This window comes from Streptomyces polyasparticus, assembly GCF_014493765.1.
In the GTDB taxonomy this organism is placed as follows: Bacteria; Actinomycetota; Actinomycetes; order Streptomycetales; family Streptomycetaceae; genus Streptomyces; species Streptomyces polyasparticus.
This window is the reverse complement of sequence record NZ_JACTVJ010000004.1, coordinates 312954-334295: the sequence shown is the minus strand read 5'-3', so window position 1 is coordinate 334295 and position 21342 is coordinate 312954. Positions and strand designations below refer to the sequence as shown.

General features: G+C 68.1%; 16 protein-coding genes. 13 read left to right on the top strand and 3 right to left on the bottom strand.

What is annotated here, in order from left to right; genetic code table 11:
- Nucleotides 1-54 precede the first annotated feature (54 nt).
- Both H9Y04_RS05830 and H9Y04_RS05825 read left to right on the top strand, forming a co-directional pair.
- Nucleotides 55-1452, top strand: a complete 1398-nt coding sequence (locus H9Y04_RS05830) for a pyridoxal phosphate-dependent decarboxylase family protein (RefSeq protein ID WP_187812576.1) — start codon at nucleotides 55-57, stop codon at nucleotides 1450-1452.
- Nucleotides 1449-2867: a lysine N(6)-hydroxylase/L-ornithine N(5)-oxygenase family protein gene (locus tag H9Y04_RS05825; protein ID WP_187812575.1), complete on the top strand. Its 1419-nt coding sequence runs from the start codon at nucleotides 1449-1451 to the stop codon at nucleotides 2865-2867. Before H9Y04_RS05830 ends, H9Y04_RS05825 begins: the two co-directional genes overlap by 4 nt.
- Before the next feature lie 112 nt (nucleotides 2868-2979).
- On the opposite strand, the gene H9Y04_RS05820 is transcribed toward H9Y04_RS05825, so the two are convergent.
- A complete protein-coding gene (locus tag H9Y04_RS05820) occupies nucleotides 2980-4773 on the bottom strand; it encodes a bifunctional metallophosphatase/5'-nucleotidase (RefSeq protein ID WP_187812574.1) in 1794 nt (597 codons plus the stop codon).
- Between the two features lie 217 nt (nucleotides 4774-4990).
- Between H9Y04_RS05820 and H9Y04_RS05815 the strand changes: the two genes are divergently transcribed.
- The 10 genes from H9Y04_RS05815 to H9Y04_RS05770 all read left to right on the top strand — a co-directional run bounded on the left by H9Y04_RS05815 (nucleotide 4991) and on the right by H9Y04_RS05770 (nucleotide 15285).
- Nucleotides 4991-5695: an SIMPL domain-containing protein gene (locus tag H9Y04_RS05815; protein WP_187812573.1), complete on the top strand. Its 705-nt coding sequence runs from the start codon at nucleotides 4991-4993 to the stop codon at nucleotides 5693-5695.
- Nucleotides 5696-5810: 115 nt separating this feature from the next.
- Nucleotides 5811-6329 carry a cupin domain-containing protein gene (locus H9Y04_RS05810; protein WP_187812572.1) on the top strand — a complete coding sequence of 173 codons (519 nt, stop codon included), beginning with the start codon at nucleotides 5811-5813 and terminating at the stop codon, nucleotides 6327-6329.
- Nucleotides 6330-6498: 169 nt separating this feature from the next.
- Nucleotides 6499-7938, top strand: a complete 1440-nt coding sequence (pyk, locus tag H9Y04_RS05805) for a pyruvate kinase (protein ID WP_187812571.1) — start codon at nucleotides 6499-6501, stop codon at nucleotides 7936-7938.
- A gap of 212 nt (nucleotides 7939-8150) precedes the next feature.
- Nucleotides 8151-8633 carry a PaaI family thioesterase gene (locus H9Y04_RS05800; protein ID WP_187812570.1) on the top strand — a complete coding sequence of 161 codons (483 nt, stop codon included), beginning with the start codon at nucleotides 8151-8153 and terminating at the stop codon, nucleotides 8631-8633.
- Nucleotides 8634-8770: 137 nt separating this feature from the next.
- The gene (locus H9Y04_RS05795) at nucleotides 8771-9220 is read left to right on the top strand and encodes a hypothetical protein (protein WP_187812569.1); all 450 of its coding nucleotides are present in this window, start codon (nucleotides 8771-8773) and stop codon (nucleotides 9218-9220) included.
- 419 nt (nucleotides 9221-9639) lie between these two features.
- Complete coding sequence (locus H9Y04_RS05790) at nucleotides 9640-10857, top strand: branched-chain amino acid ABC transporter substrate-binding protein (protein WP_187813053.1); 1218 nt, start codon at nucleotides 9640-9642, stop codon at nucleotides 10855-10857.
- Between the two features lie 96 nt (nucleotides 10858-10953).
- Nucleotides 10954-11883, top strand: a complete 930-nt coding sequence (locus H9Y04_RS05785; RefSeq protein WP_187812568.1) for a branched-chain amino acid ABC transporter permease — start codon at nucleotides 10954-10956, stop codon at nucleotides 11881-11883.
- Between the two features lie 5 nt (nucleotides 11884-11888).
- Complete coding sequence (locus tag H9Y04_RS05780) at nucleotides 11889-13700, top strand: branched-chain amino acid ABC transporter permease (RefSeq protein WP_187812567.1); 1812 nt, start codon at nucleotides 11889-11891, stop codon at nucleotides 13698-13700.
- A gap of 5 nt (nucleotides 13701-13705) precedes the next feature.
- The gene (locus H9Y04_RS05775; protein ID WP_214660953.1) at nucleotides 13706-14572 is read left to right on the top strand and encodes an ABC transporter ATP-binding protein; all 867 of its coding nucleotides are present in this window, start codon (nucleotides 13706-13708) and stop codon (nucleotides 14570-14572) included.
- Nucleotides 14569-15285 carry an ABC transporter ATP-binding protein gene (locus tag H9Y04_RS05770; protein ID WP_187812565.1) on the top strand — a complete coding sequence of 239 codons (717 nt, stop codon included), beginning with the start codon at nucleotides 14569-14571 and terminating at the stop codon, nucleotides 15283-15285. Before H9Y04_RS05775 ends, H9Y04_RS05770 begins: the two co-directional genes overlap by 4 nt.
- Nucleotides 15286-15359: 74 nt before the next feature.
- On the opposite strand, the gene polA is transcribed toward H9Y04_RS05770, so the two are convergent.
- Nucleotides 15360-18023, bottom strand: a complete 2664-nt coding sequence (polA, locus tag H9Y04_RS05765) for a DNA polymerase I (RefSeq protein WP_187812564.1) — start codon at nucleotides 18021-18023, stop codon at nucleotides 15360-15362.
- Between the two features lie 174 nt (nucleotides 18024-18197).
- On the opposite strand from polA, the gene H9Y04_RS05760 reads away from it, so the two are divergent.
- Nucleotides 18198-20468: an FdhF/YdeP family oxidoreductase gene (locus tag H9Y04_RS05760; RefSeq protein WP_187812563.1), complete on the top strand. Its 2271-nt coding sequence runs from the start codon at nucleotides 18198-18200 to the stop codon at nucleotides 20466-20468.
- Nucleotides 20469-20484: 16 nt separating this feature from the next.
- On the opposite strand, the gene H9Y04_RS05755 is transcribed toward H9Y04_RS05760, so the two are convergent.
- Nucleotides 20485-21270 (bottom strand): helix-turn-helix domain-containing protein, encoded by a 786-nt coding sequence (locus H9Y04_RS05755; protein WP_187812562.1) that lies wholly within the window; start codon nucleotides 21268-21270, stop codon nucleotides 20485-20487.
- Nucleotides 21271-21342 lie beyond the last annotated feature (72 nt).

Below are 21342 nucleotides of genomic sequence, written 5' to 3'. Positions count from 1 at the left end.
CGCTGCACGCTGGATGTCCCGCACACGAACTCTCCCGTTCGAAGGACACCAGTCATGAGCAGCCCGCCCCTAGCCGGAGGCGTAACAGGCCCCGACGGCCTGCGCCCGCTGCTCGCTGCCGTCCTCGACGCGCTCGCCGAAGGCGCGGTCGCGCGCGGTGGGCCGCTGCCCGAAGGAGGGCCGGGGGCCGTCGAGTTGCAGCTCGGCAAGGCCCTGGACGAGGTGCTTCCGGAGCAGGGCCAGGGCGCCGAAGAGGCCCTGCGGACCCTCGTCACGCTGATGGCGGCCGGCGCCGCGGACCCCGCCGACCCGCTGTGCGCCGCGCATCTGCACGCGCCACCGCTCGCCGTGGCCGCCGCCGCTGACCTCGCCGCGTCCGCGCTCAACCCCTCCCTCGACTCCTGGGACCAGGCACCGGCCGCGTCCACCCTCGAAGCCCTGGTCACACGGGCGCTGGCCGCCGAGGTGTACGGGGAGGCGGGAACGGACAGCGACGCCCTCACCGCCACCGCCGACGCCCTCACCACCACGGGCGGCACCGAGTCCAACCAGCTCGCCCTGCTGCTCGCCCGTGAACTCCTGGGCTCCGTACAGGTGTTGGCCGGCGCCAACGCCCACCACTCCGTGCACCGCGCCGCCTGGCTGCTCGGCCTGCCCGACCCCGTGACCGTGCCGGCGCCCGCGGGCCTGCTCGATCCCGCCGCCCTCGACGAAGCCCTCACCGAACTGCCCGGCCCCCAGCTCGTCGTCGCCACCGCGGGCACCACCGACGCGGGCCTCATCGACCCCCTCGACGAGATCGCCGACCTGTGCGCCGCCCACGGGGCACGGCTGCACGTCGACGCCGCGTACGGCGGGGGGCTGCTGTTCAGCCGTACGCGGCGATCGAAGCTCCAGGGGCTGCACCGCGCCCACACCGTCACGCTCGACCTGCACAAACTCGGCTGGCAGCCCGTCGCCGCCGGCTTCCTCGCCGTCCGTGATCCGGACGACCTGGCACCGCTCGGCTTCCGCGCCGACTACCTCAACGCCGAGGACGACACCGAAGCCGGCCTGCCCGACCTCCTCGGCCGCTCCCTGCGCACCACACGCCGCCCGGACATCCTCAAGACGGCCGTCACCTGGCGTGCGCTCGGCCGCCGCGGCCTCGGCGACCTGGTCGACCAAGTCTGCGTACGGGCACAGGAGTTCGCGGACCTGATCGAGGCGCACGAAGGCTTCGAGCTGTACGACCGTCCCGCGCTCAGCACCGTCCTGTTCCGGCCCCGCGCCGCCGACGACGAGGCACTCGCCGGCATCCGGCGGAACCTGCTCGCCGAAGGCCGCGCCGTGCTCGGCCGCGCCCGCCTCGACGGGCGGCTCTGGCTCAAGGCCACCCTGCTCAACCCCTGCACATCAACCGGCGACCTCGCCGCACTGCTGCACCTTGTGGAAGGACACACCCCCCGATGACCCCTCCCGTCAACGGCGGCCCTGCCCCAGCCCCCGAAGAGCCCCAGGACCTGGTGGGCATCGGCATCGGGCCGTCCAATCTGTCGCTCGCCGCCCTCGCGCACCCGCTGACCGAACTGCGCACCGCGTTCTACGAGCAGCGGCCCGGCTTCCACTGGCACCCCGGGCTGCTCCTGGACGGCGCCACGCTCCAAGTGCCGTTCCTGGCCGACCTGGTGACCCTCGCCGACCCCACCAGCCCCTGGTCGTTCCTCAACTACCAGCGTGAGCAGCAGCGGCTCTTCCCGTTCTACTTCGCCGAGAAGTTCCACATCCAGCGCTCCGAGTACGACGCGTACTGCCGCTGGGTCTCCTGCCAGCTGCCCGGGCTGCAGTTCGGCCACCAGGTCGACGCGGTGCGCTGGAACCCCGAACGCTCCCTGTTCGAGGTCGACTTCACCCAGCTCGACGCCGAGGGGGAGGCCGAGGCCCTCGGCCGTACGTACACCCGCAATGTCGTCCTCGGCGTCGGCACCGCCCCGTACGTACCCGAGACGCTGCGGCCGCTCGTCGACGCACCCGGTGTCCCGGTGATCCACGCCGCCGACTATCTCGACCACCGCGAGACGCTCCTCGGCGCGGGACACATCACGGTGATCGGCTCGGGCCAGTCGGGCGCCGAGGTGTTCCTCGACCTTCTCAAGGCGCGGCCCGCCGGCGCCGAGAAGCTTCACTGGCTGGCGCGCACCGAGGCCTTCGCGCCCATGGAGTACTCCAAGCTCGGCCTCGAACACTTCACCCCGGACTACACCGGCTACTTCCACGCCCTGCCCGAATCCGTGCGCGACAAGCTGATGCCCGCGCAGTGGCAGCTCCACAAGGGCATCGACGCCGACACCATGGCGGCCATCCACGACGAGCTGTACCGGCGGACCCTGCACGGCGGCTGGCCCGACGCGACCCTCACGCCCGGGGTCTTCGTGCGCACCGCGGGACGGGTCGGCGCCACCCGTGTGGAGCTGCACCTCGAACACGCCCAGCAGGGCACCCGCTCCCGTATCCACACCGACGCCGTGGTCCTGGCCACCGGCTACCGGGAGCGCCCGCTCGACCAGATGCTCGCCGGGCTCGACTCGTACATGCGCCGCGACGGCTCCTCGCGGCCGCGGATCTCCGAGGACTACCGGCTCCTGCTCGACCCCTCCGTCACGGGATCGGTGTACGTCCAGAACGCCGAACGGCACACGCACGGGGTGGGCGCCCCCGACCTGGGCCTCATGGCGTGGCGCAGCGCGTCGATCCTCAACTCCCTGACAGGCAAGCAGCCCTACGTGCTGCCGAAGCGGACCGCGTTCACCACGTTCGGGCTCGACCCGGCGGCCCTGGAGCGCCGCGAGCCGGACCGCAAGGGGACGCTCGTACCGCTCAAGGGCTGAGGCAGTTCCCGTACGTAGCCGAGGATGTCGTCGTACGAAGCTGAGGATGTCCTCGTACGAAAGGGGGCCGGCCTTTCCCAGGCCGGCCCCCTTAGCTTGAGCTGCGCGCCCGTCAGAAGACCGGCACGCCGTCCCGCGTCAGCTTCCAGTCCACGGAGGCGAACGCGGCCGGGTCGACCGTGCCCTTCGCCGTCACCCACTGGATGATCGTGTTGCGGATCTCGTCCGAGTTCGACCACACCTGCTTGGCGGCCGGGACATGCGGGAAGTTGCCGCCGCCGCTGGCCCGGTAGTTGTTCACCGCGAGCACGAACTCGGCCGCGGGGTCGAGCGCCTTGCCCTGGAACTGCAGGTTCACGATCCGGGAGCCGGACGGCTTCGCGATGTCGATCTCGTACGTGACGCCGTACACCGCGTCGTAGTTGTAGTCCGGAATGCTCTCGGCGTTCGTCAGCTTCGCCGGGTCCACCGCCGCGCCGGCCGGGGTCTGCACGTAATAGCGCGCCGAGTACTCCAGGTACTCCTTCAGCTGCGCACCCGTGATGATCCGCGCCTCGAGGGTGTTCTCGAACGGGTACAGGCCCGCCGCGTCGCGGATCGTCACCTCGCCCGCCGGGATCGCCGCGGTCCGCGAGAAGCACGAGGCCTGCGAGAGCACGGGCAGCGCGGCGTAACTGCCGCCCGCGAGCGCCGCCTTGACCGTCTCGGCCTGGACGTGGTTGATCAGGTCGATGATCGGCACGTCCTTGTACGGGCCCTCGGCGGTCGACATCGCCGCGAGGGACGTGCCGATGACCTGGTTGACGTATGCGACGACCTTCTCGTGCTCGTCCCCGAGCAGGCCCGTGATCTTCGGGTCCTCCTCGACCGTGTTCGAGTTGAGGACCTTGGCCGCGACCTTCTCGACCGTCCAGCGGCCCTTCGACCACACCAGGTCGAAGTCGAACAGCGTCAGACGCTGGCCCCACTTCAGGGGCTCGGAGAGGACGACCTGCTCGCCCGTCTCCTTGTTGGTGACGAAGTACTCCGGGATCTCGGTGTGCGCATGGCCCACCAGGATCGCGTCGATGCCCGGCACCTGTTCGGCCACGAGACCGGCCGCGTTCTCGATGTAGGGCAGCTGGTCACCGTACGAGGAGGTGCCCGAGGAACCGCTGTGCGCGGACACGATCACCACGTCCGCGCCCATCGACCGCAGCTTCGGCACCCACTTCGCCGCCTGCTCCTCGAGACCGGGGAAGGTCATCTTGCCCTGCACATTGGCCTTGTCCCAGATCGCGATCCCGGGGTTCGTGAGGCCGAGCACGGCGACCTTCACATCGCGCCCGTGCGGGGTCCGCAGGCGGTGCATGCTGTACGGCGGGAAGGCCGGCCGCTGCGTCTTCGCGTCCAGGGCGTTGGCGCCGAGCAGCGGGAACTCGCACTGCTCCTCGAACTTGCGCAGGACCGGGATGCCGTAGTTGAACTCGTGGTTGCCGAGCGCCGCCGCGTCGTAGCCGATGGCGTTCATGGCCTGCGCCATGGGGTGCACCGGACCGCTCGCCGCGGTGATCGGGTCGACCTTCGCGTAGTAGTACGACAGCTGCGTGCCCTGGATGGTGTCGCCCGCGTCGATCAGGAGAGTGTTGCGGCGCCCCTTCTCCTCGCGTATCCGGTTCACCAGGGTGGAGATCTTCGCCAGGCCCACGTCGTTGTGCGCCTTGTCGTCGAACTCCTTGTCCGTGAAGTAGTCCCAGTTGAAGACGTTTCCGTGCAGATCCGTCGTGCCCATCACGGTGAAGGAGTACCGCTTGGCGCGCCCCTTTCCGGCGGCCGGCGCCGCGGCCGCCTGCGGCGCGGCACCCGCGGCGATCGCGACACCCGTCGCGGCCGACGTGCCGAGGAACGTCCTTCGATCGAGCGGCATTTCGTCTCCCTTGTGAAGCTGCGTCCTGTGGTGACGCGTGTGCGGCAGTCCTGTGTGACGCGCGTAGATCTCGCATCGGTAACGCGCGTAGATTCTGCACCGCGAACCCCACCCGGCAACACCCTCAGCGCGTTGCGATCCGGTGACTCCCGGATGTCGTAAACGGATGCAACAGTGACGAACACGCCCGCATCCGCCTCCGTACGAGAGGAATCCCATGGACGAGACCCCGGCCTTCACGCCCTACGGCACCCCCGACGCGCCCCGTGTGGCCGTCAGCGGAGAGGCGCGGCTGGAAGTCGACCCCGAGGTGGCCCGTATCGCCGTCACCGTCAGTGCCCGCGGCCGCGACCGCCGGCAGGCGCTCGACGACCTCACCCGCCGCAATGGCGCCGTGCTCGACCTGATCAAGTCCTATGCGGAGGCCGTGGAGAAGCTGGAGACGGGGGCCTTGTCCATCCGGCCCGAATACGCCTCCAAGGGCCGCGGTGAACACGTTCGCACCTATCACGGCCATGTACGGATCACCGCCGTGCTCGGCGACTTCACCGCGCTCGGCGAACTCGCCACCCGGCTCGCCGACCTCGAACTGACGGCCGTCGAAGGTCCCTGGTGGGAGCTGCGACCCGAATCGCCCGTCCACGGCGAGGCCCGCCGCCAAGCCGTACGCGAGGCGGTCCAGCGCGCCCGCGAGTACGCCGCCGCCCTCGACACCCGGCTCGCGGCCCTCGTCGAACTGGCCGATGTCGGTGCTGAGGGCCACCATCCGTTCGACGGCAGGCCCCAGATGATGGCCGCCAGGGGTATGGCCTACGACATGGAAGCCGCCGAGGGCGCAGCCCCCCTCGACCTCGAGCCGCAGCGCCAGACCGTCTACGCCACCGTCAATGCCCGCTTCACCATGCATCCGCCGGAGCTCTAACCATCCCGGTGCGCTCTGGCGAACCCAGGTGCGTGCCGCGAGCATGCTTCCCAGGCGTCGACATCGCCGAAATCCAGGGGGAGTTCTCCATGACCGATTTCCAGGGGGCGTGCTCATGACCGACGGACTGGTTCTCGAACCGGGCACGGGACAGCTGATCGGCAACTTCGGTATGACACTCAAGATCGGCGCGGAGCAATCCCCTCGATGGTCGGTCTTCGAAGCCGTCATACAGCCCGGTTTCGACGTCGGCGCCCATCTGCATTACGCGGCCGAAGAGCTCTTCTACGTTCTCGAAGGCGAGCTCGACCTGCTCGCCTTCGAGCCGCGCCACCGCACGGAGGGCGACTGGCAGCTGTGGGAGTCCGCCGACGGGACCAAGGTCGCCCGTGGCGGACCCGGCAGCCTCATGTTCGTCCCCTCGGGCTGTCCGCACGCCTTCGCCAACCCCGGCACCGCACCGGCCCGGCTTCTGCTGCATGTCGCGCCCTCCGGGCACGAGGACTACCTCAACGAGGTCGCCGACCTCATGAGCGCGGGCGGGCCGCCCGCCCCGGACGCCCTGCGGGAGCTCCGCGCCCGGCACGACATCCACCAACTGACGCCGATGCGCCTCGGACCGGTCAACAGGTGAAGGAATAGGCGCACATTCGAGCGGCCAACGGGCCTTACCGGTAAGGGAAATGCTCATTGGAGCGGGGTGGCGCACAATTCAACACTTGTCAATAACCTTTCACGCAAAGGTTGTTGAGTAGTCATGCCCAGCCAATTCTCTACCCGCCGGTAAGGCCTAGGCTCGAACCATGCGCCGAGCAAAGATCGTCTGTACCCTGGGACCCGCCACCGACTCGTACGACCAGATCAAGGCACTGGTCGAAGCCGGAATGGACGTGGCCCGCTTCAACCTCAGCCACGGCACCTACGCCGAACACGAGGAGCGCTACCAGCGCGTGCGGAAGGCCTCCGACGAGACCGGCCGCAGCGTCGGCGTCCTCGCCGACCTTCAAGGCCCGAAGATCCGCCTCGGCCGCTTCAGCGAAGGTCCCGTACTCCTTGAACGCGACGACGAGTTCACCATCACGGTGGAAGAGGGCGTCGAAGGCGACCGCCAGACCTGCGGCACCACCTACGGCGGCCTCGCCTCCGACGTCACCGCGGGCGAGCGCATCCTCGTGGACGACGGCAAGGTCACCCTCGAGGTCATCGAGGTCGACGGCCCCCGGGTGCGCACCCGCGTCGTCGAGGGCGGCATGGTCTCCGACCACAAGGGCCTGAACCTCCCCGGCGTCGCCGTGTCCGTGCCCGCGCTCTCCGAGAAGGACCAGGAGGACCTGCGCTGGGCGCTGCGCACCGGCGCCGACGTCATCGCCCTGTCCTTCGTGCGCAGCGGCCGCGACATCGAGGACGTGCACCGCATCATGCGCGAGGAGGGCCGCAGGCTCCCCGTCATCGCCAAGGTCGAAAAGCCCCAGGCCGTCGAGAACATCGACGACATCGTCGCCGCCTTCGACGGCATCATGGTCGCCCGTGGCGACCTCGGCGTGGAGATGCCCCTGGAGTCGGTGCCGATCGTCCAGAAGCGCGCCATCAAGCTGGCCAAGCGCAATGCGAAGCCGGTCATCGTCGCCACCCAGATGCTGGACTCGATGATCGACAACTCCCGCCCCACCCGCGCCGAGGCCTCCGACGTCGCCAACGCGGTGATCGACGGCACCGACGCCGTGATGCTCTCCGGCGAGACCAGCGTCGGCAAGTACCCGGTCGAGACCGTGCGCACCATGAGCCGCATCGTGGAGGCCGCCGAGGAGGACATCCTCGCCAAGGGCCTGCCGCCGCTGACCGAGCGCAACAAGCCCCGTACGCAGGGCGGCGCCGTGGCCCGCGCCGCCGCCGAGATGGGGGACTTCCTGGGCGCCAAGTACCTGGTCGCCTTCACGCAGTCCGGAGACACGGTGCGGCGCCTGTCGCGCTACCGCTCGCCGATCCCGCTGCTCGCCTTCACGCCCGACCCGGCCACCCGCTCCCAGCTCAACCTCACCTGGGGCGTGGAGACCTTCCTGGGCCCGCATGTCGAGTCCACGGACGCGATGGTCGCCCAGGTCGACGAGCTGCTCCTGAAGTACGGCCACTGTCAGCGCGGCGACGTGGTCGTGATCACCGCCGGCTCCCCGCCCGGCGTCCCCGGCTCGACCAACCTGGTCCGTGTCCACCGCATCGGCGAGGACGACACCCCGCACCGCTGACGCCTCGCCGCACCGGCCCCATGGATCGCCGTCCGCCGGTCCATGGGGCCTTCGCGCGCCTGTGGCGCTTCTTGCGCGGCCGGGTCCGGGCCGCCGTGACGTGACCACCGTCACAGCTACCGCCTAAGCGTTCGCTCAGTCATCCTGATAGGACGGTGCACACGGCACGCACCGCCGTGCGCGCGGTCCGAACAGAACTGGAGCGAGACCCCATGGGCGAGAAGAACACCGTGAAGTTCCCGCAGGAAGTCATCGACGAGTACGCGTCGCTCGGCGTGGACCTGCCCGCCCTGTTCTCGGCCGGCCACCTCGGCACCCGGATGGGCGTCGAGATCAAGGAGGCCGCCGCCGACCGCGTCGTGGGCACCATGCCGGTCGAGGGCAACACCCAGCCGTACGGACTCCTGCACGGCGGCGCCTCCGCGGTGCTCGCCGAGACCCTCGGCTCGGTCGGCGCCATGCTGCACGGCGGCTCCGGCAAGATCGCCGTCGGCGTCGACCTCAACTGCACGCACCACCGAGGGGCGCGCTCCGGTCTCGTCACCGGGGTGGCGACGCCCGTGCACCGGGGCCGCTCGACCGCCACGTACGAGATCGTCATCACCGACGAGCAGGACCGGCGGGTGTGCACCGCGCGCCTGACCTGCCTGCTGCGCGAGGTGAACCCGGGCGACGGGCAGCCGGCGCGCGACTGACGCACGCGACACCAACTCACCGAAGGGGCACGCCGGTTGGACCGGGGTGCCCCTTCGCTCCGCATGCGTCCGGATCCATCTGCTTCCGTCTGCACGACTCTTGATGCCTGCACGCACCCCGCCTTAGCGTCGCGAACATGAGGCCCGCGCCAGCCGCCCCCCGCCGAGCAATCCTCGCCCTGGCGGCCGCCTGCGCCATCGCGGCGGCCCTGACCGGGTGTTCGGGTACGGACGACGACCGTTCCGGGCCCGGCCCCTCCCCGCGCACCAGTTCCGATACGGAGATCTGTATCGCGTTGGTCGGTTACTGGTCGAAAGAGGTCTTTCTCGAACGGCCCACCTCAGGCCGGGATTTCATGCAGAAAGGCCTGTCCAACGGACAGAACGCGATTCTGCTCGAAGCCGTCGACGCGGCACGGAAAGAGCGTAAAAGGACCGATACGGACGCCGCGTTGAAGGTGCTCGACGCTCATGTCGAAAAGGGATGCGAGGAGCGCTACCGGCACGGAAAGCCCACCGAGGGCATCTGGCGCGAACCGAGCTCGACACCCCCGGGCCCCATGGGCTCCGCGTCCCCCTCACCCTGAGTAGTCGCCGCGGGCGCCGCGAACACATTCCGTTCGCGGCGCGAATCGATCTTCCCTTTTCCGGAATCCCTTATTCAGTCTGGAGGATTCCTGGCACGTGTCAGGAGCAAGATCGCCTCAAGCCCCTTAGCGGAACTGCCACTTCTCAGTATGTGAACACTTGGGGCGGCTGCGAGAAGTCCGTTTGGCCCGCACTGTTCCGCCGGGAATTCCGCACGCATAACAAGAGAGTCACATCTGGTCTTCGCAGGTCCCCAGGCCCGTCACCTGCGCTTAGAGTCACGGCCAGTCACCGCGCCGCCGGGCGTGAACTGAAAAGCACGGCCTTGTACCACCACCAGTACGGCCCGGCGATCAGTACGGCCCTCACGTCGAGGAAGCCGGCGCCAGGGAAAGGACCCATCGTGCGTAACCGTTCCTTGCTCATACTCACTTCGGTGTTGACCACCGGAGCACTCACCCTCACTGCCTGTGGTTCGCGCGACGACGACAAGAACAGCGATGGGGGAGGCAAAACCACCGTCGTCATCGGTGTCGACTCGCCCACCTCCGGCGACCTGTCCGCACTGGGCCTCGGCATCAAGAACTCCGCCGACCTCGCGGCCAAGACCGCGAACAAGGAGGAGTACGTCAAGGGCGTCGAGTTCAAGATCGAAGCCCGTGACGACCAGGCGCAGCCGAACATCGGCCAGCAGAACGCCGCCAAGTTCATCGGCAACAAGGACATCGTCGGTGTCGTCGGCCCGCTGAACTCCAGCGTCTCGCAGTCGATGCAGAAGCCGTTCAACGACGCCGGCCTCACCCAGGTCTCCCCGGCCAACACCGGTACGGAGCTGACCCAGGGCGACGGCTGGAAGACCGGCGACCGCAAGCGCCAGTTCAAGACGTTCTTCCGTACCGCCACCACGGACGAGGTCCAGGGCGCGTTCGCCGCCACCTACCTCTACAACACGGCGAAGATCAAGAACGTCTACCTGATCGACGACCAGAAGACCTACGGCGCCGGCCTCGCCGCGTCGTTCAAGGACAACTTCACCAAGCTCGGCGGCAAGATCGTGGGCAGCGACCACGTCACCCCCGAGGACCGTGACTTCAACGCCGTCGTCACGAAGGTCAAGAAGACCGGCGCCGACGCGGTCTACTACGGCGGCGAGTACCCGGCGGCCGGCCCGCTGAGCCAGCAGCTGAAGGACGCCGGCAACAAGATCCCGCTCATGGGCGGCGACGGCATCTACAGCGCCGACTTCATCGAGCTGAACAAGAAGGCCGAGGGCGACCTCGCGACCTCCGTCGGCAAGCCCGTCGAGCAGCTCGACTCCGCCAAGAAGTTCATCGCGGACTACAAGGCGGCCGGCTACAAGGACGCGTACGAGGCCTACGGCGGCTCCACCTACGACGCCACCTGGGCGATCATCGAGGCCGTCAAGATCGCGGTCGAGGGCAACGACGGCAAGCTGCCCGAGGACGCCCGCGCCAAGGTCCTCGAGGCCATGTCCAAGGTCAAGTTCTCCGGCGTCACCGGTGAGGTCTCGTTCGACGAGTTCGGCGACACCACCAACACCCTGATGACCGCCTACCAGGTCGAAAAGGGCGCCTGGGTGCCGAAGTTCAGCGAGGCCGTCAAGCCGCAGTCCTAGTTCGGCTCTCCCCAACACATTGACCCAGACCGCGCGGGGGCGCTACCAGCGCTCCCGCGCGGTGCCATATCCGAACCACTCCACGGAGGCCTTGCGGTGAACGAACTGCCGCAGCAGCTGGCCAATGGACTCATCCTCGGCGCGATGTACGGTCTCATCGCAGTCGGCTACACGATGGTCTACGGCATTGTCCAGCTCATCAACTTCGCTCACGGCGAGATATTCATGATCGGGGGCTTCGGCGCCCTGACCGTCTCGCTCTGGCTGCCGAGCGACTTCCCGCTGCTCGCCCAGATCCCCCTGATGATCGTCTTCGGCGTGATCTGCTCGGTCGCCGTCGGCACCGCGGCCGAACGCTTCGCGTACCGGCCACTGCGCGGAGCGCCACGACTCGCCCCGCTCATCACCGCCATCGGCCTCTCCATCCTGCTCCAGCAGGCCATCTGGAAGTGGTACCCGGACGCGACGAAGGACCTCTCCTTCCCGCAGTTCGACGCAGACCCGATCGCCTTCCTCGGCGCCGACATCAAGGTGAACTCGCTGTTCATCCTGATCGCCGCCCCGGTCTGCATGTTCGGCCTCGGCTTCTTCGTCAACAAGACCCGCTCCGGGCGCGGTATGCAGGCCACCGCCCAGGACCCGGACACCGCGAAGCTGATGGGCATCCACACCGACCGCATCATCGTCATGGCGTTCGCCATCGGTGCCGCGTTCGCCGCCGTCGCGGCAGTCGGCTACGGCCTCCACCAGGGCCAGGTCAGCTACCTCATGGGCTTCATCATGGGCCTCAAGGCCTTCACCGCCGCCGTCCTCGGCGGCATCGGCAACATCTACGGCGCCATGCTCGGCGGCATCGTCCTCGGCGTCGCCGAAGCACTCGCCACCGGCTACATGGGCGACGTTCCCGGCATGGAACTGTTCGGCGGCGGTGGCTGGAAGGACGTCTGGGCCTTCGCCCTGCTCATCATCGTCCTGCTCGTGCGGCCCCAGGGCCTGCTCGGCGAACGCGTCGCGGATCGGGCGTGATCACCATGGCTGACACCATCACCAAGAACAGCCCGCCCACCGGCGGCGACGTCACCCCGCTGATCTCCCTGCCGGCCGCGACCGCCCGTATCGCCACCGTCGCGGGCTCCGTCCTGGCACTCGCCGGCACCTTCATGGCGTGGACCTGGACCAGCGCCTTCCCCGGCGACCTCACCGTCACCGGCTACCCCGGCGGCCTGCAGGTCCTCGTCCTCATCAGCTCCGCACTCACCCTCCTGTTCGCGCTCTCGGGCTACGGCATCCGAGGCCTGAACTGGGTCGCCCCCGGCGGCCCCAACGCCGCGGCGCGCCTGACCGCGCTCGGCACCCTCGGCACCGTCGGCTACACCCTGGGCGCCATCGCCTTCCAGCTCGGCGGCGTGGTCAACCTCGAGCCCGGGGCGTGGGTCGCGGGCATCGGCGCACTGATCGCCGTAGTGGGCTCCCTCGCCCTGCCGTTCGACCAGCCCTTCCCGGCCGGCGACCCCGACAAGGGAGGCTGGGCCCGCTTCCGCCACAGCCTCACGGCCCCCCACCCGCCGCGCGCCCGGGCCCTGCCCTCCGCGGTCGAGATCCTGATCATCGTCGCCGGCTTCGCCCTCGGCCTGATCGTCTTCACGTACGGCATCGACACCGAGTACGGCGAGCTCTTCGTCGGCTTCCTCATCACGGTCGCCTTCGCCTTCACCGGTCTCGCACGAGCCGGCCTCGTCTCCCGGCTCACCGCGCTCACCGCCAGGTACCGCGGCATCTCGCTCGCCGCGGCCTTCGCCGCCGCGCTCTGCTTCCCGTTCACCCAGGACAACGACTACTACGCGCTGATCGGGACCAACATCCTGATCTTCGCGACCGTGGCCCTCGGCCTCAACGTCGTCGTCGGCCTCGCCGGCCTCCTCGACCTCGGATACGTCGCCTTCCTCGGCGTGGGCGCCTACACCGCGGCCCTCGTCTCCGGCTCCGCGGCCTCCACCATCGGCGTCGAGTTCCCGTTCTGGGCCGCCGTCCTCACCGGCGGCGCGGTCTCCCTGGTCTTCGGTGTCGTCATCGGCGCACCGACCCTGCGGCTGCGCGGCGACTACCTCGCCATCGTGACGCTCGGCTTCGGTGAGATCTTCCGCGTCACCATGAACAACCTCAACGGCGCCAGCGGCCCCGACGTCACCAACGGCGCCCAGGGCATCTCCGCCATCCCCGACGTGAAGATCTTCGGCTTCGACCTCGGATCCCCCCACGACATCGGCGGCTTCACCCTCGGCCGGAACGCCAACTACTTCCTGCTGATGCTGCTGTTCACCGCCATCGTGGTCATGGTGTTCAACCGCTCCGGCTCCTCCCGTATCGGACGCGCCTGGGTCGCCATCCGCGAGGACGAGACCGCCGCCACCGCCATGGGCATCAACGGCTTCCGCGTCAAGCTGATCGCCTTCGCCCTCGGCGCCACCCTCGCCGGTCTCGCCGGCACCGTGCAGGCCCACGTCGCCTACTCGGTCACACCCGACCAGTACGAGTTCGCCGGCACCGCACCGCCCAACTCGGCCTTCCTGCTCGCCGCCGTCATCCTCGGCGGCATGGGCACCGTCAGCGGGCCCCTCATCGGCGGCGCACTGCTCTACCTCATCCCGGCCAAGCTCGACTTCATGGACGACTACCAGCTCCTGCTCTTCGGCCTCGCGCTCATCCTCCTGATGCGCTTCCGGCCCGAGGGCATCGTCGCCAACAAGCGGGCCCAGCTGCAGTTCCACGAGAACGACCAACTCGACCTCCCCGAACAGCGACTGTCCGATACCGCCGTGGACACGACGAAGGCGGGGGCGTGAACACCATGACCACCACAACCACCACCACCGTCCTCGACGCCAGCGACGTCACCATGCGCTTCGGCGGCCTCACCGCCGTCCGCTCGGTGTCCCTGACCGTCAACAGCGGAGAGATCGTCGGTCTCATCGGCCCCAACGGCGCCGGCAAGACCACCTTCTTCAACTGCCTCACCGGCCTGTACGTCCCCACCGAGGGCAAGGTCAGCTACAAGGGCACCGTCCTGCCGCCCAAGCCCCACCTCGTCACCCAGGCAGGCATCGCCCGAACCTTCCAGAACATCCGGCTCTTCGCCAACATGACCGTCCTGGAGAACGTCCTCGTCGGACGCCACACCAGGACCAAGGAAGGCCTCTGGTCCGCCCTCCTGCGCGGCCCCGGCTTCAAGAGGGCCGAGAAGGAATCCAAGGAACGGGCCATGGAACTCCTCGAGTTCACCGGCCTCGCCGCCAAGGCCGACCACCTCGCCCGCAACCTGCCCTACGGCGAACAGCGCAAGCTCGAAATCGCCCGCGCCCTCGCCAGCGAACCCGGCCTCCTGCTCCTCGACGAGCCCACCGCCGGCATGAACCCGCAGGAAACCCGCGCCGCGGAAGAACTCATCTTCGCCATCCGCGACATGGGCATCGCCGTCCTCGTCATCGAGCACGACATGCGGTTCATCTTCAACCTCTGCGACCGCGTCGCCTGTCTCGTGCAGGGCGAAAAGCTCGTGGAGGGCACCCCCGAGGTCGTCCAGAGCGACGAACGCGTCATCGCCGCCTACCTCGGCACCCCCTTCGAAGGCGCACCCGGCGCCGACGAGCTCGCCGAGGTCGAAGCAGCGGAGGCCGCAGCACCCAGCACCAACTCCCGCACGGAGGAAGCCCAGTGACCGCACTGCTCGAGGTCGAGGACCTCAAGGTCGCCTACGGCAAGATCGAAGCCGTCAAGGGCATCTCCTTCAGCGTCGAAGCGGGCCAGGTCGTCACCCTCATCGGCACCAACGGTGCGGGCAAGACCACCACCCTGCGCACCCTGTCCGGACTGCTCAAGCCGCTCTCCGGCAGCGTCACCTTCGACGGCAAACCGCTGCGCAAGTTCCGCGCCGACCAGATCGTGGCACTGGGCCTCGCCCATTCCCCCGAAGGCCGGCACATCTTTCCCCGCATGACCATCGAGGACAACCTCCGCCTCGGCGCGTACCTGCGCGACGACAAGGACGGCATCCTCAAGGACATCCAGCAGGCCTACGACCTCTTCCCCATCCTCGGGGAACGCCGCAAGCAGGCCGCCGGAACCCTCTCGGGAGGCGAGCAGCAGATGCTCGCCATGGGCCGCGCCATGATGTGCCGGCCCAAGCTGCTCATGCTCGACGAACCCTCCATGGGCCTCTCGCCGATCATGATGCAGAAGATCATGGAGACCATCGTCGAGCTCAAGTCCCGCGGCACGACGATCCTCCTGGTCGAGCAGAACGCCCAGGCCGCACTCTCCCTCGCGGACCAGGCCCACGTCATGGAGATCGGCAAGATCGTCCTGTCCGGCACCGGCCAGGACCTCCTCCACGACGAGTCCGTCCGCAAGGCCTACCTCGGCGAGGACTGACCGACACCAGTCCCACACGGAAGGGGCCCTGCTTCTCGTACATACGAGAAGCAGGGCCCCTTCCGTCAACGGGGTCAGTGCGCCGCAGACTCCCAGTCCGGGCCCACACCCACCGACACGTCCAGCGGCGCACGCAACTGCACCGCCGAGGACATCTCCCTGCGCACCAGCTCCTCGACCTGCGCCCGCTCACCCGGAGCGATCTCCAGAACGACTTCGTCGTGCACCTGCAGCAGCAGCCGCGACGTCAGCCGCTCCGCCTGCAGCGCCTTGTCCACATTCAGCATCGCGATCTTCACGATGTCCGCGGCCGTGCCCTGGATCGGCGCATTCAACGCCATCCGCTCCGCGGCCTCACGCCGCTGACGGTTGTCGCTGTTCAAGTCCGGCAGATACCGGCGCCGACCGAGCATCGTCGCCGTATAACCCGTCGCACGAGCCTCGTCGACAGCACGGCGCAGATAATCCCGCACCCCGCCGAAACGCTCGAAGTACGTGTCCATCAACGCCCGCGCCTCACCCGCGTCGATGTTCAACTGCTGCGACAGACCGAATGCCGACAGACCATACGCCAGCCCGTACGACATGGCCTTGATCTTGCGGCGCATCTCCGCGTCGACATCCGCCTTCGCCACCGAGAACACCTGCGAAGCCACCGTCGTATGCAGATCCTCACCCGACGTGAACGCCTCGATCAGACCCTCGTCCTCCGACAGATGCGCCATGACCCGCAGCTCGATCTGGCTGTAGTCCGCCGTCATCAGCGACTCGAAGCCCTCACCGACCACGAACCCACGACGGATCGCCCGGCCCTCATCGGTACGCACCGGCACGTTCTGCAGATTCGGATCCGTCGACGACAGACGCCCCGTCGCCGCCACCGTCTGACTGAACGACGTGTGGATCCGGCCGTCCGCCGCGATCGTCTTGATCAGACCCTCGACCGTCACCCGCAGCTTCGCCTGCTCACGATGCCGCAGCATGATCACCGGCAGCTCGTTGTCCGTCTGCGCCGCAAGCCACGCCAGCGCATCCGCATCCGTCGTATAGCCCGTCTTCGTCTTCTTCGTCTTCGGCAGCCCCAGCTCCGCGAACAGCACCTCCTGCAGCTGCTTGGGCGAACCGAGATTGAACTCATGGCCCGCAGCCTCGTGCGCCTCCTTCACCGCCTGCTGCACAGCGCCCGCGAACTGCTGCTCCATCGCCTCCAGATGAGGCCGGTCCGCCGCAATACCCGACCGCTCCATACGCGCCAGAAGAATCGACGTCGGCAGCTCCACATCGGTGAGCAGCTCTGCCGCACCGACCTCCTTCAGCTTCTCCGAGAACGTCGTCCCCAGATCGAGGATCGTGCGCGCCTGATGCATCAGCGCCTCGGCCTCGGCACTGTCCTCCGCACCGAACGCCAGCTGACCCTCCGCCGCTGCGGCCGGAGCCAGCTCACGGCCCAGATACTCCAGCGAAAGCGCATCCAGCGCGAACGAACGACGCCCCGGCTTCACCAGATACGCAGCCAGCGCACTGTCCATCGAGATGCCCTCGACCGCCCAGCCATGCTCGGCGAACACCCGCAGCACATTCTTCGCGTTGTGCAGCACCTTGGGCCTGGCGGCATCCGCCAGCCACTGCGCGAAAGCCTTCTCGTCGGCCTCGTCCAACTGCGACGGATCGAACCAGGCCGCCGCACCATCGGCGGAGGCCAGCGCCACCTCGGCAACCGAGCCCGCGCCGAGCGCCCACGCATCGACACTGGCCAGGCCGAGGGGCACCGTGCCGTGCTCCTCCAGCCACGGCTTCAGCTCACCCGTGCCGAGCACCTGCCCGTCGACCTCGACACCGGGAGCGGCCGGCGCCTCCTCGGCCTCCTCCGACCCCGGATCCACCGCAAGCAGCCGCTCACGCAGCGACGGATTACGGATCTCCAGCGTGTCCAGAATCATCGCGAGCGCCTTGCGGTCATACGGACGACGCTCCAAGTCCGCCGGAGACTTGGGCAGTTCGACATCGCGGACCATCTCCGTCAGGCGACGGTTGAGCCGCACCGACTCGATATGCGCCCGGAAATTCTCGCCACCCTTACCCGTGATCTTGTCCGCGTTCTCCAGGAGCGCGTCGAACGAGCCGAACTTGTTGATCCACTTCACGGCCGTCTTCTCACCGAAGCCCGGCACACCCGGCAGATTGTCCGAGGAATCACCACGGATCGCCGCCACATCCGGATAGATCGACGGATGGACCCCGTACTTCTCCTCGATCTTCTCCGGAGTGAAACGGGTCAGCTCCGAGACACCCTTCGTCGGGTAGAGCACCGTCACATTCTCCGTGACCAACTGGAACGAATCACGGTCACCCGTCACGATCAGCACGTCGAAACCCGCGGCCTCCGCCTGCGTGGCCAACGTGGCGATGACGTCATCCGCCTCGAAACCGTCCACCGCGAAACGGTCCACATCCATCGCGTCCAGAACCTCGCCGATCAACTCGACCTGGCCCTTGAACTCATCCGGCGTCTTCGACCGGTTCGCCTTGTACTCGGGGAACTCCGCCGAACGCCACGTCTTACGCGAAACGTCGAACGCCACCGCGAAATGCGTCGGCTGCTCATCACGCAGCGTATTCGCCAGCATCGACGCGAAACCATAGATCGCGTTGGTCGGCTGCCCGGTCGCCGTCGTGAAGTTCTCCGCGGGCAGCGCGAAGAACGCCCGGTAGGCGAGCGAGTGCCCGTCCATGAGCATCAGGCGCGGTCGGGACGGTGTCTGCTGCGAGTTCGGTGTCTTCTCTGCCACGCCCCCGATCCTCCCACGCCCCACTGACAGCCGAGCCCGCCCCGTGCCCTGCGGCGTGAGCCCCGTCACCCTCGCGTGGCAGGATCGGACCGTACGACAAAGCCCGCTCGAAGGAGAACGGCCATGGCAGGCAAGCCCCCCGCCGGCGATCCCGTCCAGGACGCACCCGAGGTCGCCGCCCCGCAGCACGCGGCCGCAGGACTGCCCGCCATCGGCCACACCCTGCGCATGGCCCAACAGCAGATGGGCGTCAAACGCACCGCCCTCACCCTGCTCAAGGTCAACCAGAAAGACGGCTTCGACTGCCCCGGCTGCGCCTGGCCCGAACCCGAACACCGCCACAAGGCCGAATTCTGCGAAAACGGCGCCAAAGCCGTCGCCGAAGAAGCCACCCTGCGCCGCGTCACCCCCGACTTCTTCGCCGCCCACCCCGTCAGCGACCTCGCCCACCGCAGCGGCTACTGGCTCGGCCAACAAGGCCGCCTCACCCAGCCCATGTACCTCCCCGAAGGCGCCGACCACTACGAAGCCGTCACCTGGGAACGCGCCTTCGACATCGTCGCCGAAGAACTCGACGCCCTCACATCCCCCGACGAGGCCGTGTTCTACACCTCCGGCCGCACCAGCAACGAGGCAGCGTTCCTCTACCAGCTCTTCGCCCGCGAGTTCGGCACCAACAACCTGCCGGACTGCTCCAACATGTGCCACGAGTCATCCGGCTCCGCCCTCGTCGAAACCATCGGCATCGGCAAGGGCAGCGTCCTGCTCGACGACCTCTACAAAGCCGACCTGATCATCGTCGCCGGACAGAACCCCGGCACCAACCACCCCCGCATGCTCACCGCCCTCGAAAAGGCCAAAGCCGGCGGCGCAAAGATCATCACGGTCAACCCGCTCCCCGAAGCAGGCATGGAGCGGTTCAAAAACCCCCAGACCCCCCACGGCATGCTCAAAGGCACCGCCCTCACCGACCTCTTCCTCCAGATCCGCCTCGGCGGCGACCAAGCACTCTTCCGCCTCCTCAACAAACTCATCCTCGACACCGAAGACGCCGTCGACGAGGACTTCGTACGCGAACACACCCACGGATACGAAGAGTTCGCAGCCTCCGCACGCGAAGCCGACTGGGACGAAACCCTCAAGGCCACCGGCCTGACCCGCGACAAAATCGACGAAGCCCTCGCCATGATCCTCGCCTCGCAGCGCACCATCGTCTGCTGGGCCATGGGCCTCACCCAGCACAAACACGCCGTACCCACCATCCGCGAAGTCGTCAACTTCCTCCTCCTGCGCGGCAACATCGGCCGCCCCGGCGCCGGCGTCTGCCCCGTACGCGGCCACTCCAACGTCCAAGGCGACCGCACCATGGGCATCTTCGAACGCCCCGCCCCCGCCTTCCTCGACGCCCTGGAAAAAGAATTCGGCTTCGCACCCCCGCGCCACCACGGCCTCGACGTCGTACGCGCCATCCGCGCACTCCGCGACGGCGAAGCCAAAGTCTTCTTCGCCATGGGCGGCAACTTCGTCGCCGCCACCCCCGACACCGACGTCACCGAAGCAGCCATGCGCCGAGCACGGCTCACCGTCCACGTGTCCACGAAACTGAACCGCTCCCACGCCGTCACCGGCGCCCGCGCCCTCATCCTCCCCACCCTCGGCCGCACCGAGAAGGACCTCCAAGGCAGCGGCGAACAATTCGTCACCGTCGAAGACTCCATGGGCATGGTCCACGCCTCACGCGGCCGCCTCCAGCCCGCAAGCCCCCACCTGCTCTCCGAACCCGCCATCGTCGCCCGCCTCGCCCGCCGCGTCCTCGGCGACAACTCCCGCACACCCTGGGCCGAGTTCGAAAAGGACTACGCCACCATCCGCGACCGCATCGCCGCCGTCATCCCCGGCTTCGAGGACTTCAACGCCCGCGTCGCCGCACCCGGCGGCTTCACCCTGCCCCACGCCCCCCGCGACGAACGCCGCTTCCCGACCGCGACCGGCAAGGCCAACTTCACGGCCGCACCCGTCGAATACCCCCAACTCCCCGCCGGGCGCCTGCTCCTGCAGACCCTCCGCTCACACGACCAGTACAACACCACCATCTACGGCCTCGACGACCGCTACCGCGGCATCAAAAACGGCCGCCGCGTCGTCCTGGTCAACCCCGAAGACGCCGCATCGCTCGGGGTGGAAGACGGCACGTACGTCGACCTTGTCAGCGAATGGCGCGACGGCGTCGAACGCCGCGCCCCCGGCTTCCGCGTCGTCCACTACCCGACGGCCCACGGCTGCGCGGCCGCGTACTACCCGGAGACGAACGTCCTGATCCCCCTCGACTCAACCGCCGACACCAGCAATACGCCGGTGAGCAAGGCGGTGGTGGTACGGCTGGAGCCCAAGTAGGCGGCGACGGTGGGGCTCAGTGCTTGGGCCCCACGTGCTGATCCATGAGGGCGACATCCGCCTTGCGGGCAACGGAGATGTTGTACGGGTTCCCGTTGCGAGTGCAGTGGGTCCAGGCGATGCCCAGCTTGTCGAGGGTGTCAGTGCAGAGCTGGCGGATGTCGTCGGACTTGTTGGTGAAGATGTACCGGGGGTATTCGTAGCGCTTGCGCTCACCGGCGACGATGCGCGTCGTCCAGTTGGTGATCCGGCATCCGTCGGAGTGGATCAGCCCGCGGATGAATTCCCACGGGTTGGCGTCGACGATCTCCTGTTGCCACGGTTCGAGGGCGATGGTCCGTTCGTGCTTCCTGCCGGGGCCGTGCTGCGGGAAGAGGCACCAGAGGTGTTTCGAGTAGACCTTCACGTCGAAGCAGCCCTTACGGCGGACCCGACAGGGTGAGTTGTGGGGGAGCACGGCGCGCATGGCCTTCTCGCACTCGTCCATGAGGGCTGGCCAGGTTGCCGTGCATGTGATCGAGAGGGACGGCGCCCGCATTGCCTTGTGCTGGATGATGTGGCCGTCCCCTAAGTAGAGGCCCAGAAGATATGCGTACGCAGGTTTGTCCAGGTCGTCGTCGCATCGGGGGCATCTCGTATGGACTCGGCCTGGGCACTCGCCGCGTTTCGCGCGGTCCTCGTGCTTCCAGTAGCCGACCGTTCCCTTCGGGACGTTCAGCTGGCGCGCGACGTCCGCGTTCTTGGCCCCGCCTCGCAGCAGCGTGAGCGCCTTCTGTCGCACTTCTGTGCCATGAAAGTTCATATCGACACTGTGTGCGACCAGCCGTCGCAGCGAGTAACAAAAAGCGGATGTTCACGAGAATGTGAACATCCG

Coding starts and splice junctions, on each gene's coding strand:
- H9Y04_RS05800 (WP_187812570.1), top strand. CDS start 8,151: ATGGGCGAGAAGAACACCGTGAAGTTCCCGCAGGAAGTCATCGACGAG.
- H9Y04_RS05830 (WP_187812576.1), top strand. CDS start 55: ATGAGCAGCCCGCCCCTAGCCGGAGGCGTAACAGGCCCCGACGGCCTG.
- H9Y04_RS05760 (WP_187812563.1), top strand. CDS start 18,198: ATGGCAGGCAAGCCCCCCGCCGGCGATCCCGTCCAGGACGCACCCGAG.
- H9Y04_RS05795 (WP_187812569.1), top strand. CDS start 8,771: ATGAGGCCCGCGCCAGCCGCCCCCCGCCGAGCAATCCTCGCCCTGGCG.
- H9Y04_RS05810 (WP_187812572.1), top strand. CDS start 5,811: ATGACCGACGGACTGGTTCTCGAACCGGGCACGGGACAGCTGATCGGC.
- polA (WP_187812564.1), bottom strand. CDS start 18,023: ATGCTCATGGACGGGCACTCGCTCGCCTACCGGGCGTTCTTCGCGCTG.
- H9Y04_RS05825 (WP_187812575.1), top strand. CDS start 1,449: ATGACCCCTCCCGTCAACGGCGGCCCTGCCCCAGCCCCCGAAGAGCCC.
- H9Y04_RS05815 (WP_187812573.1), top strand. CDS start 4,991: ATGGACGAGACCCCGGCCTTCACGCCCTACGGCACCCCCGACGCGCCC.
- H9Y04_RS05775 (WP_214660953.1), top strand. CDS start 13,706: ATGACCACCACAACCACCACCACCGTCCTCGACGCCAGCGACGTCACC.
- pyk (WP_187812571.1), top strand. CDS start 6,499: ATGCGCCGAGCAAAGATCGTCTGTACCCTGGGACCCGCCACCGACTCG.
- H9Y04_RS05755 (WP_187812562.1), bottom strand. CDS start 21,270: ATGAACTTTCATGGCACAGAAGTGCGACAGAAGGCGCTCACGCTGCTG.
- H9Y04_RS05820 (WP_187812574.1), bottom strand. CDS start 4,773: ATGCCGCTCGATCGAAGGACGTTCCTCGGCACGTCGGCCGCGACGGGT.
- H9Y04_RS05780 (WP_187812567.1), top strand. CDS start 11,889: ATGGCTGACACCATCACCAAGAACAGCCCGCCCACCGGCGGCGACGTC.